Raw genomic sequence first — 26,638 nt, forward strand, 5'->3', positions numbered from 1 at the left:
GAGGTAGTGCATCCGCTCCGGAGGTCCAAGCAATGCGCAAAGCCAAAAAGCACCCGGGGGCGCATCGCGCTGCCGGGTGTTGGCCTCCGGGATCGATTTATACCCACCCTGATACAGGGCTTTGGGGGTCCCGGTCGGCTGCTCGGAGTATACACTCGTCGCGGAATTTCGCGGCGCTTAGACAGGAAAAGCCGGAAAGAGTCAAGTTTCGGCTGACTCAGGCGAGCCTGGCGATCACCTGCCGCGCCACCGCCTCGCCGGAGAGGCGCGCGCCGCCGCAGGTCTGGATCAGCGGACCGGCCAGATGCTCGCCGGCGAACCAGATGCGCTCGCCCACCGGCTCTCCGAGGATGGCGCGGGCCGTCGCCCTGCCCGGACGCGCCGCCGCATAGGCGCCGCGCACCCAGCGCTCGCCGCTCCAGTTGGTCATCGCGGCGCGGCCGACATATTTGCGGATATCGTTGCCGAAGATGCCGCAGAGCTGGCGCACGACATAGTCGATGCCGGCTGCCTCGCCGGCCGCCTCCATCTCCCAGGCGAAGTCGCCGCCGACGAAGCCGACCATCAGGTCGATGTCGAAGGGGAAGCACAGGAAGAACAGATCGTGCCTTGCATGGCCCTCGATCAGCAGGTCGTGGAAAGGCTGCAGGCCGAAGCGGCCACCGCTGATCTCGACCGGGATTTTCGTCAGCATGCCCATCGGGAGATCGTAGAACGCTTCCGCGTGGGGAACCGGCAAATCGGGCAGGAATTCGATCTCGCCGAAGGCGAGCACGGCGGGCGAGGCTGTTACGATCGCGGCCTTCGCCTTGATGGTGCCGCGGTCGGTGCCGACGGCGACGCCGGGGCCGCCCCAGCGGATGTTCCTGGCCGGGGTGGAAAGCTCGACCGGCAGGCCGGCGCCGAAACGCTCGACCAGCGCGCCAAACCCTTCCTTGGTGAAATAGTTCGGATCGAGATCGGCGGCGGCGTTGAAGTCGGCGATCGAGATCTCGTCGTCGTCCATGCCGAAATCCATCGGCCCGCAGAAGGTCGAGGCGGCCCGCAGCGCGTGGCTGTCCGACAGCAGCGAGGCAAGGTCGGCGTCGACGCCCTTATGCGCGGTGATACTCGCCTGGATTTGCGCGTCGGCGGCCTTGGTGGCGGCAAGCTCGTCGCTGCTCGCCCTGCGCCTGCCGTAGTAGAGATGGTCGAGGTTCATGTCGTGTTGGAACAGCGTCCAGCCTGCGGCCCTGGCCTCCTCGAAATAGGGGTTGCGGTCGGCGGCATGCAGCCAGGCGCAGCCGACGTCGAAGGGGATGCCGAAATGCCTCGACGAGGTGAAGGCGCGCCCGCCAATCCTGTCCATCGCCTCGATGATCCTGAAGGAGCGGCCCGCCGCCTGCAGCGTTTTCGCCGCCGCCAGCCCGGACGATCCGGCGCCGACGATCACCACATCGACATCTTCCATGGCCGGTTTCCCCTCAGAAAAGGCCTGGGCAATAGGGAAAGATTATTCAAGTTCAGCGCGGCGCGCCAGTGGCGCCACCGCACGGCGACGGCTCGTTGGCAGGCCGGTCAGCCGAGATCTGGCTTCACCCTCAGCGGCGAGCGCGGGTGGAGCAAGAGCAGCCAGGTGAGCAGGATGGAGACGATGCTGATGCCGGCAATCGTCGCGGTCTCGGCCGGCGTCCAGGCAAGGCCGTCGAGTGGCGGCGCGCGGAAGAGCGCCAGCCCGCCCAGCGTGTCGTCATGCGAGATCAGCAGGAAGCCGACGATGTTGTTGCCGAAATGCGCACCCATGGCGGCGCCGAGATTGCCGGTCGCGTAGACGAGCAGCGCGAGCAGGGCGGCGAAGGCGCCGATCGAGACGGCGACGCCGATGTTCATGCCGAGCACGGAGGCCGGGTTCCAGTGCAGCGCGGTGAAGACGAGCGTCGGCAGCACCGCCCAGACGAGCGGGCTTTTGAAGCGGTAGGCGAGGCCGCGCTGCAGGTAGCCGCGGAACAGCAGCTCCTCGGAGGAGGTCTGGACGAAGGCGAGGAAGAGGATCGGCAGCAGCAGCAGCGCCCATATGCCGAGGCCGATCGGACCGCGGCCGACGTCGGGGATGATGAGGAGGTAGCCGAGTTCGGTGAGCACCGAGGTGATCAGCACGGCGACGAAGCCGTTGAGGAAGCCGGAGCGCGACAGGCGGGCGCTGTTGCCGAAGAGCCGCCTCAGCTTTTCGCCGTGGAAGCCGCGCATGGCGATCCAGACGCCCAGCCAGATGCCGGCGAAGGTGGCGAGGGTGGCGACGAGGCCGCCGGCCGTGCTGAGGAACCGTTCGAGGACCGGTCCCTGCTCGAAGGTGAGCGCGCTCTCCGCGCCGGAGCGGATCCAGCCATAGGTGCCGGCGAAGACCACCGCGATGGTGACGGCGAACCAGCAGACCGTCACCACCACCACGCCGGCGGCGAGGCGGGGCAGCGTGGTCTTTTCGTTCGGCGAGCGCCGGTAGCGCTCGAAAGCGGCGGGATCGATGGCCATCGGAGAACCTGTCGAGTGGAAGGTCAGCCGCGATAGGCTCGATGAAAACGTCCCGCGTCAAGGGCGGCAGACGCCTTCTCCATGAGGATGGTGAAGAAAGCCCACTGAAAAAAGCCCGCCGGGATTTTCGCCGGCGGGCTTTCGGAAGGGCACTTCCTCTAACGCTTCAAGTCAGCGCATCACATAGACGATCCGCCGCGAACCCGGTTCGACGAGCACCTGCTGGTTGTTCACATAGACGTAGCGATACTCGTAGTCGGGGATTTCCCTGAGCGTCACGGTTTCGGGCAGGCCGGCGCCGACGACGACTTCGCCGTCGAGATAGACCGGGTCGATCTGGTTGGACGAGACGTAGGTGCGGACCCGGTCCGGCGGATCGATGACGGTGCCGGCAGCCGCGCCGCCGACCACGCCCGCGCCGCCGCCGACAACCGCGCCGACCGGGCCGCCGACGATGGCGCCGGCAACCGCGCCGGTGACGCCGCCGGTAATGGCGCCGGTGGCGCCGCCATCGACGTCAGCAGGGGCTTCGACGATGCGGACGCCGGAGTTCGCCGGGCGCTCGGTGACGACGACCTGCGTGCCGCCGTAATCGCCGGTCAGATAGTCGGAATAGACCCAGCCTTCGCCGCCATTGAAGGCGATGACGCACCATTTGCTGCCCTCGAGGCAGCCGTTGAGGTTGGCGGACTGGCCGGCGCCGATGACGCCGAGGACCTGATGATGCGGGCCTGGCCCGGCACGGACGTTGAGGTCGGTGGTGACGACGACGGCCGACTGCGCGAAAGCCGCCCCCGTCATGGCGAGCAACGCGCCGGCCGCCGCCGAGACAAGGAATTTGGTGTGCATTTTTCGTCTCCGTTATCTTGGTCCCTCGACCTTCAAACGGGGCTCAAATCGATCAGTTCCAGCTAAACAAACCCGCTTCATGACGTTTTGTTGCATTCGGTTTCAGCGGTCGGCGGGCGGCGCGTCGGCGCAGGGTCCTTGCGTCAGGCGGACCGCGCCGGGAGTGTCCGATTGATCACAACTAGGACAACATCGCCCGCTAGGCGCGATTAACCGCAACAAACGCTTGATCAGCAGCGGTTTTTTAGGCATTCGCAGCGGACAAAGGCTGCTTTACGTATGTGTTCGCGGGCGCGACGAGCCCGCACTACGTGGGTCCAGGCACAGGAGAAGAGCATGGCATTCTTTGCCAAGGGAAAGATGATCGCGGCGGTCGGCGCCGCCTTGCTCGGCCTGCTGGCCGGTTCCGCGCAGGCCGCCGAGTGCGGAAACGGTGCCGCCGGATTCGAACAGTGGAAGGCGGATTTCGCCAATGAGGCGAGGGCCGCCGGCGTCAGGAACAAGGGCCTTGCGGCGCTGGACAGCGCGAACTACGCATCGGCGACGATCAAGGCCGACCGCGCCGTCAAGAAGGCCTTCAGCGGCTCGGTGGAATCCTTCATGCAGCGCCGCGGCGCCAATGTGATCATTTCGAAGGGCCGTTCGCTGAAGAAGTCGAACGCGGCGCTGTTCGACAAGATCGAAAGCACCTACGGCGTGTCGCCCGGCGTGCTGCTCGCCATCTGGGGCATGGAGACCGGCTTCGGCTCCTTCATGGGCAAGCAGAACACGGTCTCGGCGATCGTCACGCTGGCCTATGACTGCCGCCGCCCGGGCTTCTTCACCCCGCATGCCGTCGCAGCGCTGATGCTGGTCGACCGCGGCGCTTTGAGCGCCGGCTCGGTCGGCGCCATGCATGGCGAGATCGGCCACACCCAGTTCCTGCCGGGCAACGTCCTGAAATACGGCGTCGGCAACATGAACCTGCGCGACAAGAGCACGGCGCTGATGTCCACCGCCAACTTCCTCAGGGCGCATGGCTGGCGGCCGGGCGTCGGCGCCCAAGGCAATATGGGCGCGATCGCGGGCTGGAACTCGGCGAGCGTCTACCAGCAGGCCATCGCCCGCATCGCCACGGCCATCGACGGCGAATAACGGCAGACTTCATTCCAAACAAAAAAGCCCGGCCATGTGCCGGGCTTTTTTGTTGTCTGCGAGGATTCTTACGACTTGCGCCTGCGGGCTGCCAGCGTGCGAAGGCGCAGGCCGTTGAGCCGGATGAAGCCCTCAGCGTCCTTCTGGTCGTAGGCGCCGCGATCGTCCTCGAAGGTGACCAGCGCGTCGGAATAGAGCGACTTGTCCGAGCGGCGACCGGTGACGATGACGTTGCCCTTGTAGAGCTTCAGCCGGACGTCGCCCTCGACGTCCTCCTGGCTCTTGTCGATGAGGGCCTGCAGCATCTCGCGCTCGGGCGAGAACCAGAAGCCGTTGTAGATGAGCTCCGCATAGCGCGGCATCAGCTCGTCCTTGAGGTGCGCCGCGCCGCGGTCGAGCGTGATCGATTCGATGGCGCGGTGGGCGGCGAGCAGGATGGTGCCGCCGGGGGTTTCGTAGACGCCGCGGCTCTTCATGCCGACGAAGCGGTTTTCGACAAGGTCGAGACGGCCGATGCCGTTGTCGTGGCCGAGTTCGTTCAGCGCCGCGAGCATAGAGGCCGGCGAAAGCTTCTTGCCGTTCAGCGCAACCGGATCGCCCTTGCTGAAGCTGAGGGTGATTTCGGTAGGCTCGTCTGGCGCCTGCATCGGCGAAAGCGTGCGCTGGTAGACATATTCCGGCGGCTCGTCCCAGGGGTCTTCCAGCACCTTGCCCTCGGAGGAGGAGTGCAGGAGGTTCGCGTCCACCGAGAAGGGAGCCTCGTTGCGCTTGTCCTTGGCGATCGGGATCTGGTGCTTTTCGGCGAAGTCGATGAGATCGGTGCGTGACTTGAAGGACCAGTCGCGCCACGGCGCGATGACCTTGATGTCGGGGTTCAGCGCATAGGCCGAGAGCTCGAAGCGAACCTGGTCGTTGCCCTTGCCGGTGGCGCCATGCGCGACGGCGTCGGCGCCGGTTTCGGCTGCGATATCGACAAGATGCTTCGAGATCAGCGGACGGGCGATCGAGGTGCCAAGCAGATAGACGCCTTCATACTGGGCGTTGGCACGGAACATCGGGAAGACGAAGTCCGAAACGAACTCCTCGCGGACGTCCATGATGCGGATATCCTTGACGCCGAGCATCTCGGCCTTCCTGCGCGCCGGCTCGAGGTCGCTGTCGCCCTGGCCGAGGTCGGCGGTAAAGGTAACCACCTCCGCGCCGAGTTCGGTCTGCAGCCATTTCAGGATGATCGAGGTGTCGAGCCCGCCCGAATAGGCAAGCACCACCTTCTTGACGTCTTTCCACTTCGACATGCCGGTCCCCGGTTGGCATGATCCCTAAAGCCGCGGACTCGTCAGCCGGGATCATGCGACAGAAAAAACTGGTCAGAGCGCCACCCGGAACGGACAGGCTCTCATTTTCGGGGCACTCATATTCAGGAAAGGCCGCGCGGGCAATATGATGCCGCTCGTCCGCAGGGTCTCCGTCCGGCGCGTTTTATCGTCCGGCTCGACTACGGGGCTTCAGTTGAGACCACAGATCGTAGCCGACAAGAGCGATCCCGATCAAAATGGCCCCGGCGAGATCGAGCCGGGGCACGCGGTACAGCATGATGCCGAAGAACGCCGCCAAACACAGGAAGGCTAGGAGAGCGAAGATCCGCTTGCGTGTCATGCAACTGTCTCCGTGACCGTTCGTTCGTCAGCCGTAAATGAGGTTCGGCAGCCAGTAGACTATCTGCGGGAATATGTAGATCAGCACCATGCAGAGGATGACGATAAGCATATAGGGCATCATGCCTCGGAAGATGTCTGAAATCTGCACATGGGCCGGCGCGATGCCCTTGAGGTAGTAGGCCGACATCGCCATCGGCGGCGACAGGAACGCGGTCTGCAGGTTGACTGCCACCAATATCCCGAAGAACAGCGGGTCGATGCCGAAATGCGGCAGCAGCGGCAGGAAGATCGGGATGAAGATGACGATGATCTCCGTCCATTCCAGCGGCCAGCCGAGAATGAAGATGATGAGCTGGGCCACGATCAGGAACATCAGCGGGCTCATGTCGAGACCGGTGACGAAATCGGCGATGAACTGCTGGCCGCCGAGATAGGCGAAGATCGAAGCGAAGGTCGCCGAGCCGACGAACAGCCAGCACACCATCGCCGAGGTGCGGGCCGTGAGATAGACGGACTCCTTCAGCCGCTGCCACGTCAGGGCACGGTAGGCGACGGCGAGCAGCAGCCCGCCGAGCGCGCCGATGGCGGCGGCCTCCGAAGGGGTAGCGAAGCCGAAGAGGATCGCGCCGAGAACGGCCAGGATGAGAAAGGCCAAGGGCACGAAGGAGGTGAACATCATCCAGCAGATTTCGAGGAACGAATGTTCGCCGACCTGTTCCGCCGTCGGTTTGGGGGCGAGCTGCGGCTGCAGCAGCGCCTTGCCGACGACATAGACGAGATAGAGCCCGGCCAGGAACAGGCCGGGGAGAAGTGCTGCCGCATACATGCGCACCACCGAGACGCCCGACGTCGCGGCATAGACGATGAGCAGGATCGACGGTGGGATCAGGATGCCGAGCGTTCCGCCGGAGCAGATCACGCCGGTGGCGTAGCGCACGTCGTATTTCGCCTTGAGCATGGCCGGAAGGGCGAGCAGGCCCATCAAGGTGACAACGGCGCCGACAATGCCGGTTGCGGTAGCGAACAAGGTGCAGGTGATGAGCGCGGCCACCGCCATGGAACCCGGCACTCGCCTCGTGGCGATGAACAGCGTGGTGAACAGCCGGTCGACGATGTTGGCGCGTTCGACGATGTAACCCATGAAGAGGAACAGCGGGATCGCCGTCAGCACGTCGTTCGACATGACCGAATAGGTCTGGTTCACGAACAGGTCGAAGATGCGGTTGTTGAAGAAGCCGCCGAGCCAGTGCTCCCATTGCGTGAAGGGGCTGAGATCCTGCTCCACCGCTCGCTCATAGGCGCGCCACATGCGGCCGGCGTCGAAATAGGCGTAGTAGCCAAAGCCGACGCCGAGCGCCATCAGGGTGAAGGCGACGGGAAAGCCGAGGAAGATCGCCAGAATCAGGATCAGAAGCATGCCGACGGCAATTTGCGGATCGCTCATCGGTGGTCCTCGTCCCTTTTGTTGATCGTCGTGTCGTAGCCGGAAGGAATATCGATCGCTTCGGAGCTATGTTTGAGCGCGTCGAGCGTCTGAGCCTGCATGAGCACCGTTTCCGTCTCCTCGACATCGTCGACGGCGCGGACCCATTCACCCGTGCGCAGGCAGATGATGCAGCGGAAGACCTGCGCTATGCCCTGCAGGAAGAGCAGGATGCCCGCGGCGACGATCACCGACTTGAACTGGTAGATCGGGATTCCCGCCGGACTGTTCGAACTGACTTCCAGATAGCTCCAGGAGCGAGCGGCATATTTCCAGCCGGCGAAGACCAGCGCCAGCACGCCGGGGAAGAAGAACAGGAAATAAAGGACTAGCTCGACGATCGCCTGCGTGCGCGGCTTCCACAGCCGGTAGATGAAGTCGCCGCGCACATGGGCGTCACGAGACAGCGTGTAGGCGCCGGCCATCATGAACAGCGTGCCGTAGAGCATGTAGCTGAGGTCGAAGGCCCACGGCGTCGGCGCCCGGAATGCATAGCGCACGACGACCTCGTAGCCGATGCCGAAGGTCATCACCAGGATGCACCAGGCGAAGACCTTGCCGAACCATGCCGACAGGTCGTCGGCGAAGCGTATGTAAGCTTGCATGGGTGTCCCTGCCTCCGGCGCGCAACCGAACGGGCCGGAGCATTCGTGCCCCGGCCCCGAAAGCGATGCGGCTAGAGCTTGCCCGGGAAGTAGTGCTGGTAGGCCAGCTTGTAGTCGGGCGCGTTCTGCAGGCTGTAGTAGACGACGCGCTCGCACCAGGCCTTCTGGCTGTCCGCCACCTTCGCGAAGAACGGATCTTCCATCAGCCCGGGCAGGATCTTGTCCCAGGCATCGAGCTGCGCCTTCAATACGGAATCAGGGGTGCGCTTGACGTTGACCCCGGATTCGGTCGCCAGCTTCTGCAGATCGGCCGAGTACTGGTTCATGGCCAGAGCGTAGTTGGCGAGATGGGCGGACTCGACACCGTATTTCAGGATTGCCTGGAGGTCGGGATCGAGGTCCTCGAACGTGTCCCGGTTGAAGATGTACTCGAAGGATTCCGAAGCCTGGTGGTAGGAGGCCAGCATGTAATTCTTGGCGACGTCCTGCGAGCCGAAGCGCATGTCGGAGGTCGGGTTGTTGAATTCGAAGCCGTCGATGACGCCGCGCTCCATGGCCGGCACGATCTCGCCGCCGGGAAGCTGCGCCACCGATGCGCCCATCGCCTGGAAGAGGTCCGCGGCAAGGCCGACCGTGCGGTATTTGAGGCCCTGAAGCTGCGCGGCGTCAGTGATCTCGTTCTTGAACCAGCCAAGCGGCTGGGCCGGCATGCCGAAGGACAGGAAGCCGACGACGTTGAGGCCGAGGATGTCCTGGGTCAGTTCGCGATAGAATTCCTGACCGCCGCCATAATAGAGCCAGGCGATCATCTGGTTGGCGTCGCCGCCGAACACCGGGCCGGTGCCGAAAAGAGAGGCGGCCTTGTTCTTGCCGTACCAGTAGACCGGCACGGTGTGGGCCGCGTCGATGGTGCCGTCATGGCAGGCGTCCTGCACCTGGAAGGCGCCGACCACGGCGCCGGCCGGCAGCAGGTCGATCTTGATGCGGTTGTTCGACATGGCCTGCACGCGCTCGACATATTGCGCGGCCATCTCCTGGAAGACGTCTGAAGCGGGCCAGGACGATTGCATCTTGAGGACGACCGGCGCCTGGGCGAGCACCGCCGGCGCGGCAAGGCTGGCGCCGGCTGCGGCCGTGCCGCCGACCGTGGCGGTCTTCAGGAATTTGCGGCGTGAAATCTTGTCCTTGGTCATGTTCTCCTCCCGGGGTGCACATTCCGTGCGTTATTTTGCCGCGCCAGAATATGCATGAGAAGCAGTCGTGCAAGCGCGGATAGTGCTAATCATGGAAAGAAATGTTCACGCAGACGTGACGATCTGCACTGAATCGCAAGAAGTTATACTTTAGTCGTAGAACTTTCGTCTTAAAAGTATCCGCGTTTTGTCTGTACATTTGTTGCGGTGCGAGAAAATTTATTCGCAATGCAGCAGAATGCCCTGACGTCATCTCGACAGGCGCGGCTTCCTGCTTCCGCAGCCCGGATGGAAATCGCTTTCCACTTCTCCGGGAATTGCTCTATAGGCCAGCCTTCTCAACCGGCCGCGCCGCCATGTCCTTCGTTCCCGACACGACAGTCCTCATCCAGTTCGCGATCGCCTCGGTGATCCTGGCGATCACGCCGGGTCCCGACATGACGCTTTTCGTCAGCCGCACGCTCAGCCAGGGCCGCGCGGCCGGCTTCGCCTCGATGGCCGGCGCGCTGACCGGCACCATCGTGCACACCACGCTGGTGGTGGTGGGCGTCTCGGCGCTGATCGTGGCATCGCCGTCGGCATTCCTGGTGCTGAAGATCTTTGGCGCGGGCTATCTCGTCTATCTCGCCTACCAGGCGATCCGCTACGGCTCGGCTTTCTCCCCGGAGACGAAGGCCGGCCCGCGTATCTCGGTCGGCAAGAGCTTTTCGATCGGCTTCGGCGTCAACCTGATGAACCCGAAGATCATCCTCTTCTTCATGACCTTCCTGCCGCAATTCGTGTCGGCGCACGACCCGTACGCCGCCGGCAAGCTGTTCTTCCTCGGCGCGATGTTCGTGCTGATCTCGATCCCGGTGACGGCGCCGATGGTGTTCGCGGCGGACCGCTTCGCCTTCGCGATGAAGCGGAGCCCGCGCGTGACGCGTGCGGTCGACTATCTGTTCGCCGGCGTGTTCTCGGCCTTCGCGCTGAGGATCATCACGGCGCAGGCGAAGTAGCCGTTTTTATCCGAACGCGACTTTAGATCGCATGGTGTTGCAGGACTGCAATTGCGCGCTTGCGCCAAAGCCGCCAAAGTCGTCCTGGATTCGCGGGGGAAACTGAATGAAGAACATGCTGCTGGCCTCGGCCGCGATCGTCGCGATGGTCGGCCAGGCCGAAGCGCAGGAGGCGGGCTACACCTGGTCCGGCTTCTACGTCGGCGCGCAAGCGGGCTACGGCTGGTCGACGGCGGAGTTCAGCGGGACGAGCGCCGTGCCGGAAGGCGATCACCACGCCGACGGCTTCGTCGGCGGCGTCTATGTCGGCCATGACTGGCAGCAAGGGCGCTGGGTTTTCGGCGCGCTCGCCGATCTCGACTATATCGATGCCGACCAGCTTGAGTTGGCCGGCGCCTTCGACGGCAAGGACGAGAACTATACCTACGACATGGACTGGATGGCGACGGCCCGCGTCCGCGCTGGCTATCTGCCGACCGAACGCCTGTTGGTTTACGGCACCGGCGGCCTGGCGCTGACGCATGTCGAGGCGTCGGGCCTCAAGGAACGGTTTTTGAGCCCTCCGGACACGTTCGAAAATTCCGGCGTCAAGGTTGGCGGCGTCATCGGCGTCGGCGCTGAATTCGCCCTGACGCGAAACTGGTCTGTGAAGACCGAGTACCTCCACTACGATTTCAACACGCTGGTTGTCGATCCGGGCGAAGGGAATCCGAGCTTCGATCCTTCGCTAGACACGGTGAAGGTCGGCATATCCTTCCGCTTCGGGCAGTAGCTGCCGACCTCAGCGCATGCGGCGAAATGACGGATCGATTCCCGGGCCGTCATAGGATGCCGAAAAGCCCGGATCGAGCCCCATCTCGTCGCGTTCGGCGAATTCGGCGCGGGTCATGCCGAAGACCACCTGGTCGAGACGCTCGCCGGTGCGGCCGTCGATGCGGTGCGAACGCAACGTTCCTTCCAGTTGAAGCCCGCTTGACCTGCAGACTTCAACTGCTCGGGTATTGCGGGCAAGCGGCTGGAAGGTCAGCTTCTCCATCTTCCGCTCAAGAAAGAAGTGACGGACCATGACGGTCACGGCGTCGGTGGCGACGCCGATGTTGCGATTTTCGGCCTCGCCGACGACGATGTGCAGCGACCCGACCTTATGGCGCAGGTCGATCTCCAGCATCATAAGACCAAGCGGGGCATCGTCCGACTTGCGGCGGATCGCAACCAGGTTTCGCCGGAGATTGTCGAAGCTCGCGACATAGGCGCGGAAGGCATCGATGCCCATGGCGTCGCGCGGCGCGTTCAACCCTTCCATCACTTCAGGCGCGGTCAGCCAGTTGGCTATCTCAGGGGTCACCTCGTCAGGCTTCAGCGTGCGGACGTGGTAGCGCTCGCTCCAGCGGTCGACGAAGACAGGCTTCAACCGGGCCGCCGCAAGTGGCGTGACGACTCGCTTGGTCGGCGACTGGGGCTGGCTTCCGAACTTCGGCATCTTCGGCATCAGCTATCCATGCGGGGCGGCAAGCTGCCGGTCAAGGCCCCGAGCCTCCGCGCCGGGCGCGGCTTCGCGCGTCCGCCAGCCGCCGGCGCCGCGGCCGGCGACAGCCCAGTAGCCGATGCCGCCGCACATGCCGGCGCCGATCACCACCAGCGCGAAATTGAGGTCGGCGATTTCGGCGAAGGCCGATCCCTCGCCGCCGCGGCTGAAGCCCAGGATGACCAGGGCGACGATCCCGCCGGCGAGCGCATGGAAGAGCCAGTCGCGCTTGCCCATGATCTCCGAAACGGCGATCGCGACGGCCGAGGGGATGAAGGCGAGATAGGCGACGAAAAGCGCGACGAAGGGCACGGAGAAGACGAAGGAACTGGTCGCGACCATGCGCGTCTCCTCGGCGGTGAAGCCGAACCAGGCCAGCATCACGACATTGAGGAAGGCGCTCGCCGCGAGCGATGCGACGGCATAGCCGACAAGGATGACGAAGCAGCGGACGAGGCCGGCGACCACGCTCATCGCGCGTGCCCGGCGGCGGTCCCGGTGCAGGGCTGCCTCACGCCTCGCCGTGTCCCGCGATCATCATCGCCTCGAGGGCCAGGCGCTCGGTCTTCTTCAGCCGCTCCGATTCCGACTTGAGCTGGCCGCAGGCGGCGAGGATGTCGCGGCCACGCGGCGTGCGGATCGGCGAGGCATAGCCGGCATTGTTGATGTAGTCGGCAAACTTCTCGATCGTCTCCCAGTCGGAGCACTGGTAGTTGGTACCCGGCCAGGGATTGAACGGGATGAGGTTGATCTTGGCCGGAATGCCGCGGAGCAGCTTCACCAGCGCCTTGGCGTCATCGAGCGAATCGTTGACGTCCCTCAGCATCACATATTCGAAGGTGATGCGGCGCGCGTTTGACAGGCCCGGATAGGCGCGGCAGGCGGCGATCAGCTCCTTCAGCGGATACTTCTTGTTGATCGGCACCAGGAGGTCGCGCAGATCGTCATTGGTGGCGTGCAGCGAGATGGCGAGCATGACGCCGATCTCCTCGCCGGTGCGCACGATCTCCGGCACGACGCCGGAGGTGGAGAGCGTGATGCGGCGCTTCGACAGCGACAGGCCGTCGCCGTCGGACGCGATCAGCAGCGCCTTCTTCACAGCCTCGAAATTGTAGAGCGGCTCGCCCATGCCCATCATGACGATGTTGGAAACCTTGCGGCCCTCGGCGGGCACGATGGCGCCGGCCGGCGTGTCGCGGTCCGGGAAGTCGCCGAGGCGGTCGCGCGCCGTCATCAGCTGCGCGAGGATTTCTTCCGCCGTCAGGTTGCGCACCAGCTTCTGGGTGCCGGTGTGGCAGAAGGAGCAGGTCAGCGTGCAGCCGACCTGGCTGGAGATGCAGAGCGTGCCGCGGCCTTCCTCGGGAATGTAGACGGTCTCGATCTCGACCGGGCGACCGGCGCCGCGCGGCGGGAAGCGAAACAGCCATTTGCGGGTGCCGTCCTCGGAAATCTGCTCCTCGACGATCTCGGGCCGGGCGATGGAGAAATGGCGGTCGAGTTCGCCGCGGAGTTCCTTGGAGATGTTGAACATCTCGGCGAAGTCGGAGACGCCGCGCACATAGAGCCAGTGCCAGAGTTGCTGGGTGCGCATCTTGGCCTGCCGCTCCGGCACGATACCGGCGGCGACCAGCGCCTCGGCGAGCTCGCTGCGGGTGAGACCGATCAGCGGCGGCTTTTCGGGCGCGCCGGCACGTGGTGAAAGCGCTGCGCGGGCAGGTGCCGTGGTGAGGTCGAGCGAGAGGGCCATGGTCAGATCATATAGGGTGGGCCGGTCCGGGATGCCGCCCAAGTCGGGCCGCATGTATCACGGCGGCGGTCCGGCGTCACGCCGGCCGTGCCTCTTAAAGCGGATGGGGCCGGTCTGAGCCGGCCCCATCCGAGAATTCATTCGAGCGGTTTCCAGCCTATTTGCAGCCGGCGATCGAATCCAGAGCGGCGGTGATGCCCTTCAGCGAGAAGGAGTAGCTCGTCTTGGTACCGCGCCCGGAGGTGGCCTTGACCTCCATCTCGGAGCCGCCCTTCATGGCGGCGATCAGCTGCGGCTCCTCGGCGGCGTTCTCGACCCAGGCCGACTTGCCCTTGGTGAACATGGTGAAGTCCTTGCTGCCGATGCTGACGGAGACTTTCGAGCCCTCCCGCAGAGCGTAGCCGGCAATGAACTGCGGCTCGAAAGAGACCGCCTGGCCGGGCCGCTGGCTGACGAAGAAGAACATGTCGCCGTGGTTGACGCTCGCCGGTTTCATCGAACTCGGCTTCGGCACGGTCAGCACGTAACAGACCTTGCCGTTCTGCGCCTGGTAGCTGTAGGTCGCCCAATCGCCGTGCTCGGCCATCTTGCGGGCGGACTGGGCATGGGCCTGGCTGGCCAGAATGACCAGCGCCAGGCTGGAGAAAAAGGTGATCAATCCCCGCATCGTCTTTCGTCTTCCTATGTTTGCCGGCTGTCCGTACTGGCTCGATTGCTGGCCGGATGCGACCCAAGCCCGTTGGGTTCATTTTGATTTAATCTGGGTTACCAAATGATGAACCCTTCGCGAGAAGGACCATCTTCGGCCGCACCGCCCGGCGCAGGTACGGAACCTGCGTTAATTTACCCCTTGATCGGGTTCAAGAGCAGGAAAAAGGCAAGAGTTTGACTTCTGCCGGTGTCGATCGCCTCCGGAAGGCAGCGATCAATCTTCCGCGAGCGCCTGTTTGGCGGCCAGGCGATGCGCCGGCGTCATATGTGCGCGCACGGCGGTGATGGCGGCGGTCAGCACCGCGACGTCGTCGGTGAAGCCGAGCCCAAGCACGATGTCGGGGATGGTGTCGACCGGCAGGATGAAATAGCCGAGGGCCGCAAGCAGGATGCCCTTGGCGCGCAAGGGCGTGTTCCTGTCGAGCGCGCAGTAGTAGGCGGCGACGACCTCGTCCATGAAGGGGACCTGCCGCGCCGCCCGCTTGGCGGTGCGCCAGAATTTTTCGCGCACCTCGCTTTCGCTGGCGTCGATGGTACGGTCGGTCTTGGCGGAACGGGTCCAGGCGGCCATTGGCAAATCTCCTCGCGCGAGAATGTGGGGTGATCCGGGCGGCGCTGCAAGATGGCGGCGGCTTGCCCGCCGGGCCGTTCCCGTGCCATGCCCTCCGCTTGCCCCGGAGACCGCCTACCTCATGCCCAAGCAATCGATCCTGTTCGTCTGTCTCGGCAACATCTGCCGGTCGCCGCTCGCCGAAGGCGTGTTCCGGGCGGTGCTTGCCGAGCGCGGCATGGCCGACGACTTTTTGGTCGATTCGGCTGGCATGGGCGACTGGCATGCCGGCCAGGCGCCGGACCATCGCGCGATCGCGGTCGCCCGCGCCAACGGGCTCGACATATCCGGCCAGCAGGCGCGCGCGATCACGGAAAGGGATTTCGAGCGCTTCGACCTGATCCTCGGCATGGACCGCAAGAACATCAGGGAATTGCAGGAGATCGCACCGGACGCCTTTCGCGACCGCATCCACCTCTTCCGGGACTTTGCCGGCGGCGGCGCGGAGGAGGTGCCCGACCCCTATTTCGGCGATGCGGCCGGCTTCGACGAAACCTACCGGCTGATCCGCGCGGCCTCGGAAGGGCTGGCGGACAGGCTGGCCAAGCCGGGCCGGGGGAAACCGGCCTAGGCCGTCACAGCGTCCTGAACACGCCCGGCGCGACATAGGGCGTTGCGGACGGCCGCTGGTCGGCGCCGCTCAGCGGCCAGGCCTCCTCGATCACATAAGGCCCGCCGCCGACCGAATCACGCGACGACATCAGCACGAAGCGGCCGACGCGGAAGGGCGCGGCGGAGAAATTGCCGCGCGCCGAAAGGTATTTCGCGACCTCGGCCGGGCTGGTGTTGCGCAGCCTCGCCAGCGTGACATGCGGCGTGAACTTGCGGGCGTCGGCGGCGATGCCCAGCCGCTGGCAGATGCGGTCGATCTCGCCCTGCAGCGCGTTGAGGTCGGGTGACGCCTTGGCGCCCGCATAGACTGCATGCGGCTTCTTGGAGCCGAAGGCGCCGACGCCTGACAGTGTCAGCGAGAAGGCGGGCCGGCGCACGCGGTCGAGCGCATTGGCGATCTCGTCGGCGACGTGGCCTTCGACGTCGCCGATGAAGCGCAGCGTCATGTGGTAGTTCTCGACGTCGATCCAGCGTGCCCCGGGCAGGCCCCCGCGCAGCAGGGAAAGCGAAAGCGCGGCGTCACGCGGAATTTCGAGGGCGGTGAAAAGTCGCGGCATGGCCAGGCTCCCTTCCTCGAATCGTACTTACAGGCTCAGCGAATCACCGATCCCCACGGGGGGCAAGCGGTTTTTCACAACTGCACGGTGCAGCGGGGATGCCGCTGCGTGAACCCGCGTTCGCCGGTTGCCGCGCCCGTTCAGGCGCTGCCGGGGCGCTCCGCGAGCAGCTTCTCGACCACCGGCAGCAGCCTTTCGACGATGCGGTCGACGCCTGCCGGGTTGGGATGCATGCCGTCGGCCTGGAGATAGCCAGGGTCGGCCGCCACTCCGTCGAGGAAAAACGGATAGAGCGGCACGCCGTGCTTTTCGGCGAGCCGCGGATAGATGGCGTCGAAGCCCGCCTGGTATTCCGGCCCGAGATTGGGCGCGGCGCGCATGCCGGCGAGCAGCACGGCGATGTTTCGCTCCTTCAGCCGCGAAATCATCGCGTCGAGGTTCTTCTCGGTGATGTCGGGGCCGATGCCGCGCAGCATGTCGTTGGCGCCGAGTTCGAGAATCACGAACCGGGTGCCGTCCGGCACCGACCAGTCGAGCCGCGACAGGCCGCCGGACGAGGTGTCGCCGGACACGCCGGCGTTGGCGATCACAACATCGTGACCCTTTTCCCGGAGTGCTTTTTCAAGCTTTTCGGGAAAAGCGTGTCCGGCATCGAGGCCGAAGCCGGCCATCAGGCTGTCGCCGAGGCCGACGATTTTGTAGGGCTCGGCCCGGGCGGAGGCAGTAGCTGCCAGGACGGCGAGCCATGCAAGAACGACGAGACGCAAGGGAAGCCGGACAGGGAATTTGAAAGCCATGCCTGAAAGACCATATGACGAAGACTGCCTTCGCCTCCTGCCCTCCATATAGGACAGATTTCACGTGACTGAACCCGTCATCCAGTTGAAGGACGTGTCGCTGACGCTCGGCCAGGGGGCGTCCTCGGTGCATGTGCTGAAGGGCGTCAGCCTCGAGGTCGGGCAGGGCGAGGCGACCGGCATCGTCGGTCCGTCTGGCTCCGGCAAGTCGACGCTGCTGATGGTGCTGGCCGGGCTGGAGCGGGTAGACGCTGGCACGGTCCGCATCGCCGGCGAGCTGCTCAACGGCAGGAGCGAGGACCAGATCGCCGCCTTTCGCGGAAAGAATGTCGGCATCGTCTTCCAGTCCTTCCACCTCATCCCCAACATGACGGCGCTGGAGAACGTCGCCGTGCCGCTGGAGCTCGCCGGCCATGCCGATCCGTTCGGCGTCGCCGCGCGGGAGCTGGCGGCGGTCGGCCTCTCCGAGCGCGTGACGCATTATCCGGGCGAGCTTTCCGGCGGCGAGCAGCAGCGGGTGGCGATCGCCCGCGCGCTGGCACCCGAGCCCAGCATCCTGATCGCGGACGAGCCGACCGGCAATCTCGACCAGGCGACGGGGCGGCAGATCGCCGACCTGCTGTTCGCCAAGGCGAAGGAGCGGGGCATGACGCTGGTGCTGGTCACGCACGACCCGGCGCTCGCGCAGCGCTGCGCGCGGCAGGTGGCGATGCGCTCGGGCCGGATCGAGACCGCGCCCGAACTGACGGCTGTCGAAAGGGCGACCGCGTGAGGAGGCGGCGCAGGGCTCCCGTCAACACGGTTTCCGCATGATGAAGGATCTGCGCCTTGCGCTCCGTTTCGCGCTGCGCGAAATGCGCGGCGGGCTGTCGGGCTTCCTCATCTTCATCACCTGCATCGCGCTCGGCGTGGCGGCGATCGGCGGCGTCAATTCGGTCGCCCGTTCGATCACCGCGGGCGTCGCCGAGGAGGGGCAGGCGCTGCTCGGCGGCGACATCCGCTTCGAGCTCAACCAGCGGCAGGTCACGCCGGCCGAGCGGAGCTTCCTGCAGGGGCTAGGCACGCTGGCGGAGAGCGCCAACATGCGCTCGATGGCGAGGCTCGAAGACGGTTCAGACCAGGCGCTGGTCGAGGCCAAGGCCGTCGACGCCGCCTATCCGCTCTATGGCGAACTCGTCACCGAGCCGGCTTTGCCACAGGCCGACCTGTTCGGCGAGAAGAACGGCATCTTCGGCGCGGCTGCGCCCGACCTGCTGTTCGAGCGGTTGGGCATCCAGCCGGGCGCTCGGATCAAGCTCGGCACCCAGACCTTCGAACTGCGCGCCAGGCTGGTCACCGAGCCGGATGCGGCGTCGGACGGGTTTGGCTTTGCGCCGAGGCTCCTGCTGTCGCTCGACGGGCTGACGGCGTCGGGGCTGGTGCAGCCGGGCAGCCTGGTCGAGCATGCCTACAAGGTCAGGCTCGACGGCCAGCCGAGCGAGGCCGATCTGGACGCCATCCGCGATCAAGCAGGCGAGGAATTTCCGCAAGCCGGATGGTCGATCCGCACGAGGCTCAACGCGGCGCCGGCGCTGTCGGCCAATATCGAGCGTTTCTCGCAGTTCCTGACGCTGGTCGGCCTGACCGCGCTGGTGGTCGGCGGGGTCGGCGTCGCCAACGCGGTGCGCGCCTATCTCGACGGGAAACGCGGCGTCATCGCCACCTTCAAGAGCCTCGGCGCGTCGGGAGGCTTCGTCTTCGCCGTCTATCTGATCCAGATGCTGGTCATCGCCGGCATCGGCATAGCGGCCGGGCTGGTGCTCGGCGCGCTGATGCCGTTCGCGGCGCAGGCTGCGCTGGCCTCGGTTATCCCGGTGCCGGCCGAGGCCGGCTTCTATCCGGCAGCACTCGGCATGGCCGCGCTGTTCGGCGTGCTGGTGACGCTCGCCTTCGCGCTGCTGCCGCTCGGCCGTGCGCGCGACGTGCCGGCGACGGCGCTCTTCCGCGAGATGGGTTTCGAGGCGGGCGCGCTGCCGCGCAGGCCCTATGTGGTCGCGGCGGTCGGCATCGCCGTCGCGCTGGCGCTGCTGGCGGTCTGGTTCTCCGGCGACCGGCGCATCGCCACCATCTTCGTCGGCGCCGTCGTCTTCTCCTTCCTCGTGCTGCGCGCGGTCGGCCAGCTCGTGCAGTGGCTGGCGAGGAGGAGCCCGCGCGTGCGCTCGGTGGCACTCAGGCTGGCCATCGGCAACATCCATCGGCCCGGCGCGCTGACGCCGTCGGTGGTGCTGTCGCTTGGGCTCGGGCTGACGCTGCTCGTCACGCTGGCGCTCATCGACGGCAACCTCAGGCGGCAGCTCGCCGGCAGCCTGCCGGAGCGCGCGCCGAACTTCTTCTTCGTCGACATACAGAGCACCGAGGTCGAGGATTTCGCTTCCTTCATCGCCAGCGAGGCACCCGACGGCAAGCTGGTCCGCGTGCCGATGCTGAGGGGCCGGATCGTCCAGCTCAACGGCATCGACGTGCAGCGCATACAGGTGCCGCCGGAGGGAGCCTGGGTCCTGCGCGGCGACCGCGGCATCACCTACGCCAGGAACCTGCCCGAGAGCTCCAGGCTTGCCGCGGGCGAATGGTGGCCGCAGGACTATTCGGGCGAGCCGCTTGTCTCGTTCTCGGCGCAGGAAGCCGGCGAGATCGGGCTGGAGATCGGCGACACGGTCACCGTCAACGTGCTCGGCCGCGACGTGACGGCGAAGATAGCGAACCTGCGCAATGTCGAATGGGAATCCATGTCGATCAATTTCGTCATGGTGTTCTCGCCCAACACCTTCGCCGGCGCGCCGCACAGCTGGCTGGCGACGCTGACCACGCCGGACGCCACCACCGCGGACGAGGCGCGCCTGCTCAACGCGGTGACGCGCAGCTTCCCGGCGGTCACCACGGTCAGGGTCAAGGATGCGCTCGACGTGGTGAACCGCATCGTCGGCGAGCTCGGCACCGCGATCCGGGCGGCGGCAAGCGTGGCGCTGATCGCCTCCGTGCTGGTGCTGTCCGGCGCGCTGGCGGCGGGCAACCGCGCCCGCATCCACGATGCGGTGGTGCTGAAGACGCTCGGCGCCACCAGACGGACGCTGATCACGGCCTTCTCGCTGGAGTATGCGCTGATCGGGCTCGCCACGGCGATTTTCGCGCTGTTCGCCGGCGGCCTGGCGGGCTGGTACGTGGTGGCGCAGGTCATGCGGCTGCCCTCGACCTTCCTGCCGGAGGTCGCGCTGGCGACGGTGATCGCGGCGCTGGCGCTGACGGTCGGCTTCGGCCTCGCCGGCACCTGGCGGGTGCTCGGCCACAAGGCGGCGCCGGTGCTGCGCAACCTCTGAAGGACGCGATTCGAAGCGTTTTGACGTGGTTTCCGGGCCGGTAACAGTCGCGTGATTACGAAAAATTCATCCGCTCGCGCGCCCTGCAAACCGTTGCGGCCCTTGTCCTTTGGTGCCGAAAGCCTCATATTTCGCGGAGGCATGCTGGAGTCCCGCCAGCGGCGCCTGGGCGCTTGAAAGGGCCGCCCGACACCCGACGGGGCAGAAGCAACAGAGGAATCCCATGGCTGAACTCCGCAACTATCAGACGCGAGCCGTGCCCAATGCCGGCACCCGCGCCGATACCTCGATCGACGAGGGCCTGCGCGCCTATATGATCAAGGTCTACAACTTGATGGCGCTGGGCCTCGCCATCACCGGCGTCGCCGCGCTGGCGACGATGATGATCGCCACCACCAACGATCCGGCCGCCGCGGTCGCCACGCTCGCCAACGGCAAGATGCTGACTGGCGCCGGCGTCGCTCTCTACGGCTCGCCGCTGAAGTGGGTGGTCATGCTCGCTCCGCTCGGCATGGTGTTTTTCCTGAGCGCGCGCGTGCACACGATGAGCCTCTCGGGCGCGCAGACCGCGTTCTGGGTGTTCGCCGGCCTGATGGGCCTGTCGCTGTCGTCGATCTTCCTGGTCTACACGGCGCAGAGCATCGTCCAGACCTTCTTCATCACCGCCGCCGCCTTCGGTGCGCTGTCGCTCTACGGCTACACGACCAAGCGCGACATGACCGGCATGGGCACGTTCCTGTTCATGGGCGTGATCGGCCTGATCATCGCGATGGTGGTCAACATCTTCCTGGCGTCGCCGGCCCTGCAGTTCGCCATCTCGGCGATCGGCGTGCTGGTCTTCGCGGGCCTGACCGCCTACGACACGCAGAAGATCAAGGAGATGTACTACGAGGGCGACGAGGTCCTGGTCGCCGGTCGCAAGGCCATCATGGGCGCGCTGACGCTCTATCTCGACTTCATCAACCTGTTCACCTTCCTGCTGTCGTTCCTCGGCAACCGCGAGTAACGGAAGCAGCCGCAAGGCTGGACCAGAAAAGAACGAAGGGCGGCCCAAGCGGCCGCCCTTTTCTTTTGGCGCCCGGGTCGCTTTTATCTGCCGGTCCCAAAGCGGAATGAGCCCGAGTGAACGACCTTGCGATCCGGCCGGCGACGGCAGCAGACCTCGACGCGATCACCGACATCTATGCCGACGCGGTGCGCAACGGCACGGCGAGCTACGAGCTGGAGCCGCCGACCAGGGCGGAGATGGCGGCGCGCTTCGAGGCGCTGGCGGCCGGCGGCTTCCCCTATCTCGCTGCGACGAGCGCGGCTCGAGTCGTCGGCTATGCCTATGCCGGCCCGTTCCGTCCGCGCCCGGCCTACCGCTTCGTCGTCGAGGACTCGATCTATATTGCCCCGGACGCCAAGGGCCGGGGGCTGGGCAGGCTGCTGCTCGAAAGGCTGATCGTGGAGGCCGAGCGGCTTGGCTTCCGGCAGATGATCGCCGTCATCGGCGACGGCCACCCCGAGAGCGCCTCGGTGAAGCTGCATGAGCGCATGGGATTCCGCCACAGCGGCCGGCTGGAAGGGTCGGGTTACAAGCACGGCCGCTGGCTGGACACGACCTTCATGCAACTGTCGATGAACGGCGGCGCGGAGACGGCGCCCGATCCCGATTCACTGCCGGAGAAGAGGTTCAGAAAGGCGAAGTGACGGCTGGCCGCTGCACTTCAACGGGGCGCACCCATCGGAGGCGCGGTCAGGCGGGGCTTACCCGTGACGCGCAAATACGACTGCTGGCCCGAGCGGCGGAAAATCAGGCCTCGACCAGTCTCAGCTTCTTGTCGAAGACGGCGAGCACGCTGGCCAGCTCGTGGCCGCGCTTCAGGATGAGGCCGGTCGCCGAGACTACCGACCACATGCCCTGCTTGCGGGCCAGCGCCGGGTTCTTGGTGATGCTGTAGAGCGGCGTCTCGCTGGTGCGCCGGAACACCGAGAAGACGGCGCGGTCTGAGAGATGGTCGATGGCGTAGTCGCGCCATTCATTGGCCGCCACCATGCGGCCGTAGAGCCTGAGGATCTGGTCGAGTTCGCGCCGCTGGAACGCCACGGGCAGGTTCTGCCGATCCCGCCGCGCCTCGTGCAGCGGGATCAATGTCGGGGAATCGTCCCCACCCTCCGTTCCGCCGAACCGATCCATGGCTGCCGACCTTTCATCAAATCGTCACAGGGGTCGAGCGTGACGTTTTCATGCCGGAATTGCAAGTCCCGGGCAGGCGATCCGGGCAGGCTCCCAACTTTAATCACAAATCGGTAACAGGAATGAAACATTCCGTTACGATTGGTGATGCTGCGCCACAATACCGCCGTTTTTTATCCGCGCTGACGCCACGATGTCCGACGAACTTACACCCGTTGCCTGAGACGGTTCGGTCCGGCACCGGCTCGTAAACCCCAAGCCCCCCGCCCACGGGTCAGCGTCGGATCGAACCAACCTCGGCTTCCACGGAAGCCGAATGCGACGATCCCAAATTCCTGATGACCGGTGTCAGAAGCAAGCTGGCGCCGGTTTTCTTTGCCGGCTGCCCTGAAAGTGGGGCCGCGGCGCGATCATGGCGTCTGCGCCTCCGGCGGCACCACTGCGGCGCCGATGATCGGCCCCGGCAGCCCATTCTTGTCGACCGACTGCAGCAGGATGGCGCAGCCGCCCTTCTGGTTGATCTCGCTGCGCGGTAGCTCGAAACGCGCCGCCTTGCCGTGCCACATGCCGGCGGTCTGGATCTTGGTGACCGGGTTGGCGTAAGCGATCGTCCGGCCCTTGTTCTCGCCGCGCTCTATGGTGACCGGCCGCATCGGATCGAAATGCACCAGAACGAGATGCGCCTCGCCCTTGCCCTGCGGCGTGCCGGCCGCGTCGATGACGACGCTCTCGCCGTTGCGGGTGACGCCGATGTCGACGGTCAGCCCCATGCCGGTGCGTTCCATCTCCGACATGGCGGCGTCGATGGCGCCGCGCTTGCCGGCCTTGACGTGGGTGCGGCCGTTGATGACCGCCTGCGGCGTATAGACCTCGCGCTTGCCGAATGCCTTGCCGTAGAGCTTCTGCCGCTCGGTGTTCGCCGGCGAGGCCAGCGTGTCCTTCCAGCCGAGATAGTCCCAGTAGTCGACATGGTAGCCGAGCGCGACCACGTCGCCCTTCTCAGCGAGCTTGGCGAGCACGGAATCGGCCGGCGGGCACGAACTGCAGCCCTGGCTGGTGAACAATTCGACCACGGCCTTTGGCTTCAGAATGTCGCCGGCAAAGGACGGCGCGGCGCAGATCACCGCGGCGGCGGCCGCCAATCGCAACACGAGTCTTCGGTTCATGGTCTTCAATTCTTGGGCGTTTGGATCCCGCCGGCGGGGTCCGGCTTTTGTTGCCGGCATGGTTGCCAGAGCGCCTCTACAAGAGGAAGTCACGTTGCGGTGAAATATGCGGGCGGCGGGCGGAGGGCGGCCCTCCCGCGTGGTGGCTGCGGGAGGGCCGGGAGTGCGAGGCGGCCTAAGCGGCGAGGTCGCGCAACACGTATTGCAGGATGCCGCCGTTCCTGAAGTATTCGAGTTCGTCGATCGTATCGATGCGGCAGAGGATCGGCACGTTCTTCACCGTGCCGTCGGCATAAGTGATCTTCGCCGTCATCTTCTGGCGCGGACGAATCTCCTCCAACCCGGCGATGGTCACGGTCTCGTCGCCCTTCAGGCCCAGCGAGGCCCAGGAGGTGCCCTCCTCGAAGACGAAGGGGACAACGCCCATGCCGACCAGGTTCGAGCGGTGGATGCGCTCGAAAGACTGGGCGATGACGGCGCGCACGCCGAGCAGGTTGGTGCCCTTGGCGGCCCAGTCGCGTGACGAGCCGTTGCCGTATTCGACGCCGGCGAAGACGACGAGCGGCACGCTTTCCTGCTTGTAGAGCATGGCGGCGTCGTAGATCGACATCTCCTCCTTCGACGGATAGTGGATGGTGAAGCCGCCTTCCTTGCCGTTCTCGCCCAGCATGTGGTTGCGGATGCGGATGTTGGCGAAGGTGCCGCGCATCATCACCTCGTGATTGCCGCGCCGGGTGCCGTACTGGTTGAAGTCGGCGACGCCGACGCCGTGCTCGGTGAGGTATTTTCCGGCCGGCGAGGCGGCCTTGATCGAACCGGCCGGGGAGATGTGGTCGGTGGTGATCTTGTCGCCGAAGAGGCCGAGGATGCGGGCGCCTTCGATGCCCTGGACCTCGCCCGGCTTGCGGCCCATGCCGACGAAATAGGGCGGGTTCTGCACATAGGTCGAGGAATCGTTCCAGCTATAGGTCTGGCCCTCGGGCGCCTGCACGGCCTTCCAGTTGTCGTCGCCCTTGAAGACGTCGGCATATTTGCGGGCGAAGAGCTCGCGGGTGACGTTCTCGGCGATGAACTCCTCGATCTCCTGGGTGGAGGGCCAGATGTCCTTGAGATAGACCGGCTTGCCGTCCTTGTCCTCGCCGAGCGGCTCGCTGGTGAGGTCCATGGTGACGGTGCCGGCGAGCGCGTAGGCGACGACCAGCGGCGGCGACGCCAGGTAGTTCGCCTGCACGTCGGGCGACACGCGGCCCTCGAAGTTGCGGTTGCCGGAGAGCACGGCGGCGGCGATCAGGCCCTTGTCGTTGATGGTCTTGGAGATCGGCGCCGGCAGCGGGCCGGAGTTGCCGATGCAGGTGGTGCAGCCGAAGCCGACGAGGTTGAAGCCGATCTTGTCGAGCTCCTTCTGCAGGCCCGACTTCTCAAGATATTCGGCCACCACCTGCGAGCCGGGAGCCAGCGAGGTCTTGACCCAGGGCTTCTGCTTGAGGCCGAGGCGGTTGGCGTTGCGGGCGAGCAGGCCGGCGCCGATCAGCACGCTCGGGTTCGAGGTGTTGGTGCACGAGGTGATGGCGGCGATGACGACGTCGCCATGGCCGAGATCATGGTCGGTGCCTGGCACCGAATAGCGGGAGGCGATGTCGGCGGCCTTCTTGTATTCGGTCTCCATCGCCTTGGCGAAGCCGGAGGCGATATCCTCGAGCGCGGCGCGGCCTTCCGGACGCTTCGGGCCGGCCATCGAGGGCACGACGGTGGAGAGGTCGAGGTCGAGCAGGTCGGTGAAGACCGGGTCGGCCGAATCCTTGTCGCGCCACATGCCTTGCGCCTTGCAGTAGGCCTCGACCAGCGCGATGCGGTTCTCCGCGCGGCCCGACATGGTGAGGTAGCGGATGGTTTCGGAATCGACCGGGAAGAAGCCGCAGGTCGCGCCGTATTCCGGTGCCATGTTGCCGATGGTGGCGCGGTCGGCGAGCGTCATGTTTGAGAGGCCGGGGCCGAAGAACTCGACGAACTTGCCCACCACGCCCTTCTTGCGCAGCATCTGGGTGACGGTGAGCACCAGGTCGGTGGCGGTGACGCCCTCCTTGAGCTTGCCGGTGAGGCGGAAGCCGATCACCTCGGGAAGCAGCATGGAGACCGGCTGGCCGAGCATGGCCGCCTCGGCCTCGATGCCGCCGACGCCCCAGCCGAGCACGCCGAGGCCGTTGACCATGGTGGTGTGGGAATCGGTGCCGACGCAGGTGTCCGGATAGGCGACGATGTCGCCATCCTCGCCGGTCAGCGTCCACACCGTCTGTGCGAGATATTCGAGATTGACCTGATGGCAGATGCCGGTGCCGGGCGGCACGACGCGGAAGTTGCGGAACGCCTGCTGGCCCCACTTCAGGAAGTTGTAGCGCTCCTGGTTGCGCTGGTATTCGAGGTCGACGTTGCGGGCGAAGGCAACGGGCGAGCCGAATTCATCGACGATGACGGAGTGGTCGATGACCAGATCGACCGGCACCAGCGGATTGATCTTCTCGGGATCGCCGCCGAGCGAGGCCATGGCGTCGCGCATCGCCGCGAGGTCGACCACCGCCGGCACGCCGGTGAAATCCTGCATCAGCACGCGGGCGGGGCGGTAGGCGATCTCGACGCCGGCCTTGCCCTTGTCCGTCAGCCAGCCGGCGACGGCCTGGATCGCCTCCTTGGTGACGGAACGGCCGTCCTCGTTGCGAAGCAGGTTCTCGAGCAGCACCTTCATCGAGTAGGGGAGCTGGCTGACGCCCGTCAGCCCGTTCTTCTCAGCTTCGATGAGGTTGTAATAGACATATTCCGCGCTTCCCACGTTGAGGGTGCGGCGGCAATTGAAACTGTCGAGCGATTTGGACACGTGCGATCCCATCCTGGTCTGTTCTGCCTGAGGGAACGGACTCCGATGGCATGCTCATCACGCGCAAGGGTGCGGGTACGGCCA

The 26,638-nt window shown here is 65.5% G+C and carries 26 protein-coding genes; 8 read left to right on the forward strand and 18 right to left on the reverse strand.

The window, feature by feature from the left end; translation table 11 throughout:
* Positions 1 to 217: 217 nt before the first annotated feature.
* From D8676_RS09155 to D8676_RS09165, 3 genes are all read right to left on the reverse strand, one after another.
* Positions 218 to 1,450 carry an NAD(P)/FAD-dependent oxidoreductase gene (locus D8676_RS09155; protein ID WP_121580573.1) on the reverse strand — a complete coding sequence of 411 codons (1,233 nt, stop codon included), beginning with the start codon at positions 1,448 to 1,450 and terminating at the stop codon, positions 218 to 220.
* 107 nt (positions 1,451 to 1,557) lie between these two features.
* The gene (locus tag D8676_RS09160) at positions 1,558 to 2,508 is read right to left on the reverse strand and encodes a type II CAAX endopeptidase family protein (protein ID WP_121580574.1); all 951 of its coding nucleotides are present in this window, start codon (positions 2,506 to 2,508) and stop codon (positions 1,558 to 1,560) included.
* Positions 2,509 to 2,679: 171 nt separating this feature from the next.
* Positions 2,680 to 3,357, reverse strand: a complete 678-nt coding sequence (locus D8676_RS09165) for a DUF1236 domain-containing protein (protein WP_121580575.1) — start codon at positions 3,355 to 3,357, stop codon at positions 2,680 to 2,682.
* 336 nt (positions 3,358 to 3,693) lie between these two features.
* On the opposite strand from D8676_RS09165, the gene D8676_RS09170 reads away from it, so the two are divergent.
* On the forward strand, positions 3,694 to 4,491 hold the full coding sequence (locus D8676_RS09170) for a lytic transglycosylase domain-containing protein (RefSeq protein ID WP_121580576.1): 798 nt from the start codon (positions 3,694 to 3,696) through the stop codon (positions 4,489 to 4,491).
* A gap of 68 nt (positions 4,492 to 4,559) precedes the next feature.
* Here the strand turns inward: D8676_RS09170 and D8676_RS09175 are convergent, their stop codons facing one another.
* From D8676_RS09175 to D8676_RS09190, 5 genes are all read right to left on the reverse strand, one after another.
* Positions 4,560 to 5,786: an argininosuccinate synthase gene (locus tag D8676_RS09175; RefSeq protein WP_121580577.1), complete on the reverse strand. Its 1,227-nt coding sequence runs from the start codon at positions 5,784 to 5,786 to the stop codon at positions 4,560 to 4,562.
* A gap of 184 nt (positions 5,787 to 5,970) precedes the next feature.
* A complete protein-coding gene (locus D8676_RS27260) occupies positions 5,971 to 6,147 on the reverse strand; it encodes a hypothetical protein (protein WP_183097041.1) in 177 nt (58 codons plus the stop codon).
* A gap of 27 nt (positions 6,148 to 6,174) precedes the next feature.
* Positions 6,175 to 7,593: a TRAP transporter large permease subunit gene (locus D8676_RS09180; RefSeq protein ID WP_121580578.1), complete on the reverse strand. Its 1,419-nt coding sequence runs from the start codon at positions 7,591 to 7,593 to the stop codon at positions 6,175 to 6,177.
* Positions 7,590 to 8,237: a TRAP transporter small permease subunit gene (locus D8676_RS09185; RefSeq protein WP_121580579.1), complete on the reverse strand. Its 648-nt coding sequence runs from the start codon at positions 8,235 to 8,237 to the stop codon at positions 7,590 to 7,592. Before D8676_RS09185 ends, D8676_RS09180 begins: the two co-directional genes overlap by 4 nt.
* A 71-nt stretch (positions 8,238 to 8,308) precedes the next feature.
* Positions 8,309 to 9,430: a TRAP transporter substrate-binding protein gene (locus tag D8676_RS09190; RefSeq protein ID WP_121580580.1), complete on the reverse strand. Its 1,122-nt coding sequence runs from the start codon at positions 9,428 to 9,430 to the stop codon at positions 8,309 to 8,311.
* Positions 9,431 to 9,786: 356 nt separating this feature from the next.
* Here D8676_RS09190 and D8676_RS09195 point away from each other — a divergent pair, with 356 nt between their 5' ends.
* Positions 9,787 to 10,428 carry a LysE family translocator gene (locus tag D8676_RS09195; protein ID WP_121581063.1) on the forward strand — a complete coding sequence of 214 codons (642 nt, stop codon included), beginning with the start codon at positions 9,787 to 9,789 and terminating at the stop codon, positions 10,426 to 10,428.
* A gap of 106 nt (positions 10,429 to 10,534) precedes the next feature.
* Positions 10,535 to 11,200 (forward strand): outer membrane protein, encoded by a 666-nt coding sequence (locus D8676_RS09200; RefSeq protein ID WP_121580581.1) that lies wholly within the window; start codon positions 10,535 to 10,537, stop codon positions 11,198 to 11,200.
* Positions 11,201 to 11,209: 9 nt separating this feature from the next.
* Here the strand turns inward: D8676_RS09200 and D8676_RS09205 are convergent, their stop codons facing one another.
* The 5 genes from D8676_RS09205 to D8676_RS09225 form a co-directional block, all read right to left on the reverse strand.
* Positions 11,210 to 11,917: a GNAT family protein gene (locus tag D8676_RS09205; protein WP_121580582.1), complete on the reverse strand. Its 708-nt coding sequence runs from the start codon at positions 11,915 to 11,917 to the stop codon at positions 11,210 to 11,212.
* A 3-nt stretch (positions 11,918 to 11,920) separates the two neighbouring features.
* The gene (locus D8676_RS09210; RefSeq protein WP_121580583.1) at positions 11,921 to 12,427 is read right to left on the reverse strand and encodes a hypothetical protein; all 507 of its coding nucleotides are present in this window, start codon (positions 12,425 to 12,427) and stop codon (positions 11,921 to 11,923) included.
* A gap of 37 nt (positions 12,428 to 12,464) precedes the next feature.
* Positions 12,465 to 13,700, reverse strand: a complete 1,236-nt coding sequence (rlmN, locus tag D8676_RS09215) for a 23S rRNA (adenine(2503)-C(2))-methyltransferase RlmN (RefSeq protein WP_121581064.1) — start codon at positions 13,698 to 13,700, stop codon at positions 12,465 to 12,467.
* Between the two features lie 157 nt (positions 13,701 to 13,857).
* On the reverse strand, positions 13,858 to 14,367 hold the full coding sequence (locus tag D8676_RS09220) for an invasion associated locus B family protein (RefSeq protein ID WP_121580584.1): 510 nt from the start codon (positions 14,365 to 14,367) through the stop codon (positions 13,858 to 13,860).
* A gap of 258 nt (positions 14,368 to 14,625) precedes the next feature.
* The gene (locus D8676_RS09225; protein ID WP_121580585.1) at positions 14,626 to 14,982 is read right to left on the reverse strand and encodes a YkvA family protein; all 357 of its coding nucleotides are present in this window, start codon (positions 14,980 to 14,982) and stop codon (positions 14,626 to 14,628) included.
* Between the two features lie 121 nt (positions 14,983 to 15,103).
* Here D8676_RS09225 and D8676_RS09230 point away from each other — a divergent pair, with 121 nt between their 5' ends.
* The gene (locus D8676_RS09230) at positions 15,104 to 15,592 is read left to right on the forward strand and encodes a low molecular weight protein-tyrosine-phosphatase (protein WP_121580586.1); all 489 of its coding nucleotides are present in this window, start codon (positions 15,104 to 15,106) and stop codon (positions 15,590 to 15,592) included.
* A 4-nt stretch (positions 15,593 to 15,596) separates the two neighbouring features.
* Here the strand turns inward: D8676_RS09230 and thpR are convergent, their stop codons facing one another.
* Positions 15,597 to 16,190 carry an RNA 2',3'-cyclic phosphodiesterase gene (gene thpR, locus D8676_RS09235; protein ID WP_121580587.1) on the reverse strand — a complete coding sequence of 198 codons (594 nt, stop codon included), beginning with the start codon at positions 16,188 to 16,190 and terminating at the stop codon, positions 15,597 to 15,599.
* A 140-nt stretch (positions 16,191 to 16,330) separates the two neighbouring features.
* On the reverse strand, positions 16,331 to 16,987 hold the full coding sequence (locus D8676_RS09240) for an arylesterase (protein ID WP_121580588.1): 657 nt from the start codon (positions 16,985 to 16,987) through the stop codon (positions 16,331 to 16,333).
* A 64-nt stretch (positions 16,988 to 17,051) separates the two neighbouring features.
* Here D8676_RS09240 and D8676_RS09245 point away from each other — a divergent pair, with 64 nt between their 5' ends.
* The 4 genes from D8676_RS09245 (at position 17,052) to D8676_RS09260 (ending at position 22,032) form a co-directional block, all read left to right on the forward strand.
* On the forward strand, positions 17,052 to 17,759 hold the full coding sequence (locus D8676_RS09245; protein WP_121580589.1) for an ABC transporter ATP-binding protein: 708 nt from the start codon (positions 17,052 to 17,054) through the stop codon (positions 17,757 to 17,759).
* Between the two features lie 37 nt (positions 17,760 to 17,796).
* A complete protein-coding gene (locus tag D8676_RS09250; protein ID WP_121580590.1) occupies positions 17,797 to 20,340 on the forward strand; it encodes an ABC transporter permease in 2,544 nt (847 codons plus the stop codon).
* Between the two features lie 223 nt (positions 20,341 to 20,563).
* Positions 20,564 to 21,346, forward strand: a complete 783-nt coding sequence (locus tag D8676_RS09255; RefSeq protein WP_121580591.1) for a Bax inhibitor-1/YccA family protein — start codon at positions 20,564 to 20,566, stop codon at positions 21,344 to 21,346.
* Between the two features lie 116 nt (positions 21,347 to 21,462).
* On the forward strand, positions 21,463 to 22,032 hold the full coding sequence (locus D8676_RS09260) for a GNAT family N-acetyltransferase (protein ID WP_121580592.1): 570 nt from the start codon (positions 21,463 to 21,465) through the stop codon (positions 22,030 to 22,032).
* Positions 22,033 to 22,135: 103 nt separating this feature from the next.
* Here the strand turns inward: D8676_RS09260 and D8676_RS09265 are convergent, their stop codons facing one another.
* The 3 genes from D8676_RS09265 to acnA all read right to left on the reverse strand — a co-directional run bounded on the left by D8676_RS09265 (position 22,136) and on the right by acnA (position 26,554).
* Complete coding sequence (locus D8676_RS09265; protein ID WP_121580593.1) at positions 22,136 to 22,519, reverse strand: DUF2794 domain-containing protein; 384 nt, start codon at positions 22,517 to 22,519, stop codon at positions 22,136 to 22,138.
* Between the two features lie 410 nt (positions 22,520 to 22,929).
* On the reverse strand, positions 22,930 to 23,685 hold the full coding sequence (locus D8676_RS09270; protein ID WP_121580594.1) for a DUF1223 domain-containing protein: 756 nt from the start codon (positions 23,683 to 23,685) through the stop codon (positions 22,930 to 22,932).
* 175 nt (positions 23,686 to 23,860) lie between these two features.
* Positions 23,861 to 26,554 carry an aconitate hydratase AcnA gene (acnA, locus tag D8676_RS09275; protein WP_121581065.1) on the reverse strand — a complete coding sequence of 898 codons (2,694 nt, stop codon included), beginning with the start codon at positions 26,552 to 26,554 and terminating at the stop codon, positions 23,861 to 23,863.
* Between the last annotated feature and the right edge of the window lie 84 nt (positions 26,555 to 26,638).

The organism is Mesorhizobium sp. YM1C-6-2, from assembly GCF_003666685.1.
Lineage (GTDB): Bacteria > Pseudomonadota > Alphaproteobacteria > Rhizobiales > Rhizobiaceae > Mesorhizobium_K.